General features: G+C 43.2%; 7 protein-coding genes. 1 reads left to right on the top strand and 6 read right to left on the bottom strand.

The window, feature by feature from the left end:
• Positions 1–1475 precede the first annotated feature (1475 nt).
• Positions 1476–3014 carry a leucyl aminopeptidase family protein gene (locus AB4238_RS18195; protein ID WP_220735975.1) on the bottom strand — a complete coding sequence of 513 codons (1539 nt, stop codon included), beginning with the start codon at positions 3012–3014 and terminating at the stop codon, positions 1476–1478.
• Positions 3015–3230: 216 nt separating this feature from the next.
• Between AB4238_RS18195 and AB4238_RS18190 the strand changes: the two genes are divergently transcribed.
• Positions 3231–4694, top strand: coding sequence for an aminoacyl-histidine dipeptidase (locus AB4238_RS18190; RefSeq protein ID WP_372034720.1), 1464 nt, complete (start codon positions 3231–3233; stop codon positions 4692–4694).
• Positions 4695–4747: 53 nt separating this feature from the next.
• On the opposite strand, the gene dinB is transcribed toward AB4238_RS18190, so the two are convergent.
• The 5 genes from dinB to bfr (AB4238_RS18165) all read right to left on the bottom strand — a co-directional run bounded on the left by dinB (position 4748) and on the right by bfr (AB4238_RS18165) (position 9664).
• Positions 4748–5824: a DNA polymerase IV gene (dinB, locus tag AB4238_RS18185; RefSeq protein WP_372034719.1), complete on the bottom strand. Its 1077-nt coding sequence runs from the start codon at positions 5822–5824 to the stop codon at positions 4748–4750.
• Positions 5825–5989: 165 nt separating this feature from the next.
• Positions 5990–7990: a methyl-accepting chemotaxis protein gene (locus tag AB4238_RS18180; RefSeq protein ID WP_372034718.1), complete on the bottom strand. Its 2001-nt coding sequence runs from the start codon at positions 7988–7990 to the stop codon at positions 5990–5992.
• A 253-nt stretch (positions 7991–8243) separates the two neighbouring features.
• Positions 8244–8444 (bottom strand): hypothetical protein, encoded by a 201-nt coding sequence (locus AB4238_RS18175; protein ID WP_371994342.1) that lies wholly within the window; start codon positions 8442–8444, stop codon positions 8244–8246.
• 272 nt (positions 8445–8716) lie between these two features.
• Positions 8717–9184, bottom strand: coding sequence for a bacterioferritin (bfr, locus tag AB4238_RS18170; protein WP_248973208.1), 468 nt, complete (start codon positions 9182–9184; stop codon positions 8717–8719).
• Positions 9185–9196: 12 nt separating this feature from the next.
• Positions 9197–9664, bottom strand: coding sequence for a bacterioferritin (gene bfr, locus AB4238_RS18165; protein ID WP_220735981.1), 468 nt, complete (start codon positions 9662–9664; stop codon positions 9197–9199).
• Positions 9665–9984 lie beyond the last annotated feature (320 nt).

Genomic DNA, 9984 nt, shown 5'->3' with positions numbered 1-9984 from the left:
GTTCGTCTTGGCCTTGGCATACAACCTCCTTGTTAAATGCGCTTTTAAAGCTTAGTAGGAGAGGGTTATTTGTGCCATTAACTATGGGTGGCTATGTCTTTTTTCTTGTCTTTTATTAACTAAGGGTGGCTATGTCTTTTATTCAAGTGTTCCATAAGGAAATCGGCATAACACTGCTAGCATTAATTAATAGCAAGCTGTTGCCATTAATCTCCAGACAAAACCTTGAATTACAGGCAAAGCCTCAAATTTCAGGCAAAAAAAATGCCTGCTCAAAGAGCAGGCAGACATATTCAAGTGTTCCATAAGGAAATCGGTTAGCGCGCTAGCGTTAATCAATGGCATGTTGACTAGCATCAACATACAACTTGCGTCTAAACACACCCAAAGGGTGTTATAAGGTTGATGGATATTGAAACTACTCTTAAGGAGGGTTAGCCCTTAAAAGTCATAGCATATAGACCGCCACGCATCACATCGGTGTTTAACCAAAAGCTCTGCGAATAAATAGTACTACTAGCTGTAAATGACATAATCATTACTCCTAACAAAGTTGAAAAAAATACTCTAATCAATTTAATTACGGGGTTGAGACCAATTAAACTGACGAGTCAACTTGTCGCTCGATTCCTTGGAGAATTATCCATCCTGGATAGACTTATCTGTGGTAGGCATTCACCCTAACCAACGAGAGCCATTATAGACAACTGTAATTTTATTACAACTATTAATTCAATATAATGCCAAAAAGCGGCTTCAACCGTAATTTAACCACAATTATAGTGTGTGTAGATCACATAAATTCGCTATTTATTGAAGCGAATGTCAGTTGTTAACAGATTCAGATCAGAATAATTACCTTAGCCTAACCAGAATCGACAAAAAATGACTAAAGCAGATCAATATATATAACGCAAAAAAAAGCCCGCTCAATGAGCGGGCAAGACATATTCAAGTTTTCTGATGGAAATTGGTTAGCGCGCTAGCGATAATCAATTGTAAATTTGGTCAATCTACAACTTGGTCTAAAAACATCTAATAGATGTCATAAGGGTGATGGAAACGTGCGACTTACTAGGTGGTTAGCCCTTGTAAGCCATGGCGTATATACCGCCACGCAAAACATCAGTGTTTAACCAAAAGCTTTGCGAATAAATAGTCGTGCTCTTTGTAAAAGACATAATCAATACTCCTAACTAAGTTGAATTCTAAATACTCTGCATGCTAATTGCGCCCCATCGTGGGTTAAGCAAAGCCAACTCGTCGCTCGATTCCTTGGAGAATGATCCATCCTGGATAGACTAGCTCGATTAGGCACCTGCCTAATCAACGGAAATCATTATATCTGAATGTAGTTTTATTACAACTATTTTTATTAAAAAAGCCAAAACAACCCTAGAAATGTAATTTAATTACTTAATGTCGCATTAAAAAGCCGACTTTAGTGTCGGCTTTAACGGTTTAGCGTGTAAAACTTACTGACTATTCACCATATAGTTAAATAGCCCAACTAATGGCGTTGCTGTTGGGCTACCATATTGCGGATGACCTTCGGTCGCACTACCCGCGATATCTAAATGCGTATAAGCAATCGGTGTATCGCTATTTAGACCATGCTGGCTTAACCCTGATGCTTGGATTAAAAATGCGGCAGGGTATTGGTGACCTCGGGCTGTCACCGATGAAGGTGCATTATTTGATGACAACATGTCTGCAGCTGCTGATGGATCAATAATCTTACTAAAGTCATCTCGGCGCAATTGGCTAACCTCTATTGGCTCTCCCCAAATAGCCGCTTGTTGCTGAATACTATCGGCAACGTTCGCCTGCTTAGCGACACTATTTTCTACCGCGGCGGTATAACCACCAAAACAGCGCACCACGTGACCAGTTAACGTTGCCACAGAGTACATTTCAGGTTTTACTGCTGATTCCGCTTTAAGACGTAGATGCGACAGTAGATCCGCTAATACCAGTCGCCCTTCTGCATCAGTATTACCAATACGCACACGTTTGCCGGCATGACTGGTAATGATTTCATCGGTCACAAATGCCTCACTACCTATACTGTTTCGCACTAAGCCTAACTCAGCAACAATACGGATCCCTTTCGGTTTAAGCATACTAACGGTTTTTAGTAACCCAGCCACGGCAGCAGCGCCGCCCTTATCTCGACTCATGCCGGCCATGCCACCAGCAATTTTTATATCTGCACCGCCAGTATCATAAACCACACCTTTACCAGCAAACATAAAGGTGCGTTCGATTTCGCCCTCACCGACATACTCTAGCTTAACCACTCGGGGTTGATGTCTCAGTACAGCAAAAGATGAACGGCCAACCGCGCTCAGTAGCGGATAATCACGCTCTAAAATATCTCTATCCTCTACCACTGACATTGTTAAGCCGCTATCTGCTAGTGCAGCCAAGCAGTAATCAGCAAATGCCGGTGCTGACATGCGCTCAGGCTCGGTACCACAAAGGTCACGTGCTAACACACGCCCAGCCTCAATTGCCGTTAGTGTAGCAGCGTGGTGAGTATCACTCAGTAAACCTATGCACTCTAATGCTTCATCTGCCCCACCCGCTTCGCGTAGTTCAAGCGCCTGCCATAACTCTTGTCCACACGCTAATGCCGATACCTCGGCCGCTTTTTGATAACGAGACTCTCCGATACCATTCACTAGTAACAATGGTCGTTTAGCTCCCGCTTCTTTAGCGACTCGAATACCTTGGCGCGCCGCGTCAGCAAACACTCTTACATCTTCATACTCATCAGCAGCTTTGGTTACCGGCGCAATGACTAATCGACCGCCCGCAATGCCTGGCGCAAACAACAGGGTTACCGATTTTCCGACTCGTTGGTCAACTTTCTGACCATGATTGGCCAGTAATGCCACTTCTTCAACCTTAATCGCATTGAGATCGGCAGCAACGACCACTAGTGCATCCCATCCATTACCTTCAAATATCGCCTCTTGCGAGGCTACATCAACATATTTAACTACAGCCATGACCCTTCCTTTTTATTTTTAATTGCTGGCATTATTATCCTATTGCGTGCAGATTACCAACGACTTCATCAAGCTTGAAATCTTCTATGGCAACTTCTGCTGACACTGATTATGTAAAGCGGAGTAACAGATACTAAGACTATGGTAGAATGTTGCCATTTTCAGCCTCAAGCGCACCAGCGCAGTAGTGATAATCTCAAAATAGAGGAACTTTCTGTGACCGCACTAAACCAGCTACAACCACAAGCACTTTGGCAATGGTTCGAACAAATCTGTGCCATTCCACACCCTTCAAAACATGAGCAAGCCTTGAGTGAACACATTCAAGCTTGGGCTAAAGATAAACAGCTGTCTGTTGTCGAAGATAAAGTCGGCAACCTTATCATCAAGAAAGCCGCAACAGCGGGCATGGAAGATCGTAAAACCGTCGTTCTGCAAGCGCATATCGATATGGTTCCACAAAAGAATGCTGATAAAGAGCATGACTTTGAAAAAGATCCCATCGATGCCTACGTTGAAGATGACTGGGTTAAGGCTCGTGGCACTACCCTTGGTGCCGATAACGGTATTGGTATGGCTTCAGCATTAGCGGTTCTTGGTGCTGATGATATTGTTCATGGCCCACTTGAAGTACTTCTGACTATTGATGAAGAAGCGGGAATGACCGGAGCATTTGGCTTGGAAGCTGGCATGCTTGAAGCAGAGATATTGATCAATACTGACTCTGAGCAAGAGGGTGAGATCTACATGGGCTGCGCAGGTGGCGTTGATGGCCAGATTAGCGTGCCTATGGTTTGGCAATCTCCAGAGCCGAGCAACTCGAGCTATACGCTATCGCTTGCAGGTCTAAAAGGTGGCCACTCAGGGGTGAACATCCATTTAGGTCGTGGTAATGCCAACAAGTTGCTGGCTAGGTTCTTGTTTGATCATAGCGATGAGCTAGCGCTTGAGCTAACAAACTTCACTGGTGGTTCACTGCGTAACGCAATCCCACGTGAAGCACAAATTAGCTTCATGCTCCCTGCTGAAAACGTCACTCTGCTGCAGAATCGTATTAGCGAATTTCAAGCATTAGTTCGCCAAGAATTAGCCATTGCCGACCCAGACACTGAGCTAACTCTGACAGAAATACCAGCCGAAACTAAAGTGATGAGTGAAGACTCACAGCAGATTTTAATCGATATCCTCAATGCTTGCCCTAACGGCGTAGTGCGCATGAGTGATGAAGTTGAAGGCGTAACTGAAACCTCGTTAAACGTTGGCGTTATCAGCACTGAAACTGATTCAGTGCAGGTACTTTGTCTTATTCGCTCACTGATTGATTCAGGTCGTGAAGAGATAGAGGGCGTACTGACCTCGTTAAGCAGCCTTGCAGGAGCTAACGTTGAGTTTAGCGGTGCATATCCAGGTTGGAAGCCTGACAATAGCTCGCCAGTGATGGCAAGTGTGCGTGAGACCTATGAAGATATCTACAACAAAGAGCCAACTATCATGGTGATCCATGCCGGCCTTGAATGTGGTTTATTTAAGAAGCCGTACCCAGAGATGGATATGGTTTCTATTGGCCCAACCATCCGCTACCCACATAGCCCCGATGAAAAGGTCAATATCACTACCGTTGGTCAGTACTGGAAACTATTGCTGGCAGTACTTGAACGTACACCGGTGAAAGGTAGCTAATCTTATAAATTAGCCCCAAAAAAGCCGCTCAAAGCGGCTTTTTTGTTTTATCGCTAAAAGCCAAGATCCATCTGTGGCGGCTCTGTACCTTCATCGCTATCGGCTTGGCTGTTTGAGGCTAATCCTACGGAAACTCCCAATAAACGAATACCGCGATCATGTTGCCGCTCCATCGCCTGCTCTAATAATTGATAAAACATATTAACCGAGATCTCATCACTGCGATGCTCAATCGTTGTCTGCTTAAAATCTTCAAATTTAAGCTTAACCACCTGTTTATGAATCACTCTATCTTTAGCGCTGCGATTAACTCTAACGCCCAATTCTTGTATAAGCTGCGGCAACACCGCACGGCACTGCTCCAGTGTATGAATGTCTTTTGCTAATGTAGTTTCTACGCCCACAGACTTGCGTTCCCTGTTTGGGGATATTGCTCGATTGTCGATCCCTTTTGCCCTTTCTATCAATACAGCCCCAAATTTTCCAAATCGTTCTAGTAGCTTATTTTGCGGATAAGCCTGCACGTCGGCGCAGGTGTTTAAACCCAGTTCGGTGAGCTTTTTAGCGGTGACCTTGCCAACACCGGGAATTTTGATTAATGGTAAGGTTTTAACAAACGCATCAATTTTGTCAGGCCTGACAAGGTATTGCCCATTGGGTTTATTTAGGTCTGAGGCTATCTTGGCAAGAAACTTAACCGGAGCGATGCCTGCAGATGCAGTCAGCCCTGTCTCGACAAATATCTCTTCACGAATCGCTTGTGCCATCAACGTTGCAGAGCCTTGGCAGTGATCACTTTCAGTGACATCAAGATAAGCTTCGTCGAGCGACAATGGTTCGATCAAGTCAGTATAGCGCTCAAACACAGCTCTTATCTGACGAGACACATCCTTATAGACCTGCATTCTACCGGGCACCAAAATAAGATCAGGGCAAAGCTTGAGGGCGTAGCCCGATGCCATTGCCGAGCGCACCCCAAATTTACGCGCTTCATAGTTACAAGTACTGATCACGCCACGGCGATCGCTCCGTCCCCCCACAGCGATGGGTTTACCTTGTAACTCTGGAAAATCACGCATCTCTACAGCAGCGTAGAAGCAGTCCATATCGACATGAATTATTTTTCGCAATCTTAAACCCTCCGACCAGAACTATACTGTATATAAAAACAGTACTCAAGAAAAGTTAGCTCAAAGGGGGGCAAGCGTCATTTATCAAAGTGTATTTCTGCTGCTATACATAACAAAAACGGAGCCAATCGGCTCCGTTTTACTGTCATTAATTAAAACTAACCGCTAGATTTTAAACTGCTTAATATTACCCGACAGTGACTCTGTGACTTGTGCAAAGTTACCAAAGTTGTGCGATAACTCCTCACTGGCGGCGAGTGAGTCATCAGACAGCGCCCTGACATTTTCAACGTTGCATGCCACCTCTTCTGCAACCACGGCTTGTTGACCAACAGCAGCGGAGATCTCAATGGTTTGTTGTTGGATCGCTTCAATGGCACCGGTAATACTGTCTAGCGCCACTTCAACTTTACCAGTAAGCTCTTGACCGATGTTGGCCTGCTCGACGCCAGCCTCCATCACTTGCTCAGCTTCATTGGCATTTTGCTGTAGTGTTTGGATGATCTCTTGAATGTTTGCTGTTGAGTCTTGTGTGCGTGATGCCAGCGTTCTTACCTCGTCGGCAACGACTGCAAAACCTCTGCCCTGCTCACCGGCTCTTGCAGCTTCAATTGCCGCATTAAGCGCTAATAAGTTAGTTTGCTCTGCTATACCACGAATAACATTAAGCACTTCGCCAATCTGTTCTGAACGAGTTCTTAACTGCTTAACAACTTTAGCTGCTTCAATGACTTGCGATGATAACGACTGCATCCCTTGGCTCGCTTGCGCCACAATAGCGCCACCCTCAACCGATTCCGCTTGTGCTTTGTCAGCAAAGTCACTGGCACGCTGAGCGCTCGCAGCCATCTCTTGGCTAGTATGCGCCATCTCGGTGGCTGCTGTTGCGACAGAAGCTATCTCCTCTTTTTGCTGCGCAACAGAGTGAAGCGCACGTTCGCTGACTTCAGATGCAGCTGAAACACCATTTTCAACCTCTAAGGTTAAGTCGCGAGTTTCTTGCAGCATTCCCTGAACTTTGGCGGCAAAACGGTTAAATGCATTACCGAGTTTGCCAAGTTCATCTTCTCTATCCATTTGGATCCGTTTAGCCAAATCGCTATCACCTTCGGCAATATCTTCCATCGCGGCGAGTAAACTATTGAGCTGCTTTCTAAACGGTAACAGCATGCCCCAAACGGTAACGCCAACAAATAGCATGATCAGACATGAGAGCAGAATTGAATTAATGATCGCGTCAGTTACTGGCGCTTCAATGACCTCTGTTGGTAACATAAAGGCCAAATGCCACTTCTGCTCAGGGAAATCACCACCAACTTCAACAAAGCTGACTCGCTGAGACTGACCTTTAAAGGTAACTTCTGCAAATCCTGACGATTGTGACTGCATCTGTCTGCTTAACGCGCTAAAGCCACTGCTATCTTTAAATTGACTATCGACTTTTGAGGCATCTGAGCCTGGAGGGAATTTTTCATTAAAACCGGGAAAATAAACCAACTTACCAGCATTGGTTACAAGAAAGGCTTGGCCCGCACCTTGATACTTAATGGGCGCGAGTAGTTCGCTACCAATGGTATCAATTAAGATATCCATTCCACCAATCCCTAATAAACGGCCTGATTGATCTTTAACAACAGTTTTAACCGTCGCAGATATGGAGCCATCATTGGCATCAACAGCGGGATCGCCGACAAACATACCATCTTTATCTATCGCTTCTTGCCACCAAGGGCGCTTATTGGTGTAGTACTCGCTATCATTGTAGCGGCCGTTTAAGTCAAAATATTCAAAGGTATTGGCGGAGCCGAAGAAGACAGATTTTATATCACTGTCTTGATCGGAGAAAAACTTAAAGTACTCAACAATAGACTTGTACTGTTTATCTGATGATAGGTCACTTAGACGATTGTTATATTTAGCAAACCACTCAAGTACACTCGGGTCTGCAAACACCGCATGGATCAACTGCCCTTTTGCGACAAAGTAGCTGCGAACTTCAGTAGATTTGAGTTGAACCAGCCCTGTGAGATCACTATCAATTTGTTGACGCGTACTAGTGCTTTCATTCTTAACTAAGAACAGTGCGACGATGGTAAACAGTACCGCCAAAGCACCAACAATAGTCACAACCAGCTGCATACTTAGCGAGCGTTTAAACCAAAGCATTCTATATTCCTTTATTATTATATTTTTCTAGGAATAATGAATTTAACAGAATTAACACAAGATTAAAGCAGAAAAATCAACATTTAACTGGCGAGTTGTAAATTGAAAGTTACATTGAAATAAAAGTGCTAGCAATGCTAGCGGATCATTTCAAAAGAAAAGAGCAATGCTAGATTATTTTGCTACTGCTTCAATACAGATACAGTGAAAGGCTCTAAAGTGAATGTTCAGGTAATGAAAGGACTGACCAATACTAGAAAAGATTCGTCAACATTGAAAGTTCATCAGCAGTGAGGGCCGACTGGCTATTACTCTTTTGTGATGAAGAGCTGCGTCTATTACCTGACTCAGCGATTTCAAGTTGCTGTTCAAGCTTTCTTATCTTAAAAAGAAGACGTTCGATTATCAGCTGGTTATCGCTTTCATGAACGTTGTTTTTTGCTGAAATAATCATAATCTCCCCTCGTATTTTTTAGCTATCAAAAAAACCACACTTGCGCATTCTAAGGTTAGTACAAAAAACCATCGCTGCAACAAATTTAATGAATTATTTGTACCTTATTATAGTAATCCTCTCTAGCTGAATATTAGCTGTATAGACTTAGTCAAAATATAAGCAATTTTACTTTATAAGCTTTAAAGAACGCCTTAAAAAAGAGCACCGCCACTATAAAAGTGAGGTGCTCTAGCAAATATGGCTACGCCTAGTTAACCAGCCTAATTTAGCTACATCTTGCTTTGTAAGTAATTTTGTAAGCCGACTTTATCAATCAAACCTAACTGTTTTTCTAGCCAGTACATATGATCAGACTCAGTCTCTTCTAGCAATACCTCTAAGATCTCACGGCTTTCGTAATCTCTTTTCTCTTCACACAAAGCAATAGCACTACGAAGGTTATCGGCCACTTGGTATTCATAAGCAAGATCGTTCTTAAGCATCTGCTCAGTATCTTTACCGATATTGAGTGGTTCACGACTGGCGACGTCTGGCGTACCTTCTAAAAACAAAATGCGCTGCACCAGCTTTTTAGCATGTTCACGCTCATCATCTGATTCGTGAGAAATCCTCTCATGCAATTCATTCAGCCCCCAATCTTCATACATTAGGCCATGAACAAAATACTGATCCATTGCTGACAACTCTCCGGTGAGCAACTTATTAAGTGTATCGATGACTTCTTTATTACCTTTCATAATCGTCTCCGGTTAGTCCATTTTAGATTGTAAGTAGTTCTGAATACCTGTCAGTGAAATAAGCTCTAACTGGGCTTCAAGCCAGTCTAAATGCTCCTCTTCATCTTCGAGCAGATCTTCCAAAATATCACGACTAACGTAGTCAGCAGATTGCTCACACAGTGCAATGGCATCTCGCAATAATACTAGCTCTTCTTCCAGCATCACTTTGTCGCATTCGAGCATCTCTTGGCTATGCTCTCCAATACGAATTTTGTCCAACTGTTGTAGATTCGGCAACCCTTCAAGAAACAAGATCCGTTCAATGATCTTGTCAGCATGTTTCATATCTTGAATTGATTTCTTGTAAGCTTTCTCATCAAGCTCACCGAGTCCCCAGTTTTTGAACATGCGCGCATGGAGGAAGTATTGGTTAATCGCTGTCAGCTCACTCGTTAGTACCTTGTTGAGCAGACTGATGACTTTGGGTTGCCCTTTCATTCTGTATTCCTTATCTGAAAATTGATCTATATCAATAAATACAGATTAGAGCAAAAAACACGCAAACACAAATTAACCTTTAATTTCAGCCACTTAATAAAGATAACTATTATCATTACTACTATGGTTATTAATTAGGATTCATTTGAGTAAGGAGATTTTTTTGAATAAAAATAACCTATTGCAAGGTGTGCAATTTGGTTGAAAGCTATAACTATTTAACAAGCTAGCAAAAATAGACCTGAAGAGTATTAGTCTTAACCATTCTAGCTCCAAAAGATATAAAAAAGGCCCCATAGAAAGGTAATGCCGATCATTTA

The sequence above is a fragment of the Shewanella sp. 10N.286.45.A1 genome, assembly GCF_041470405.1.
Taxonomy (GTDB): Bacteria; Pseudomonadota; Gammaproteobacteria; order Enterobacterales; family Shewanellaceae; genus Shewanella.
This window is presented reverse-complemented; position numbering and strand designations above follow the sequence as displayed.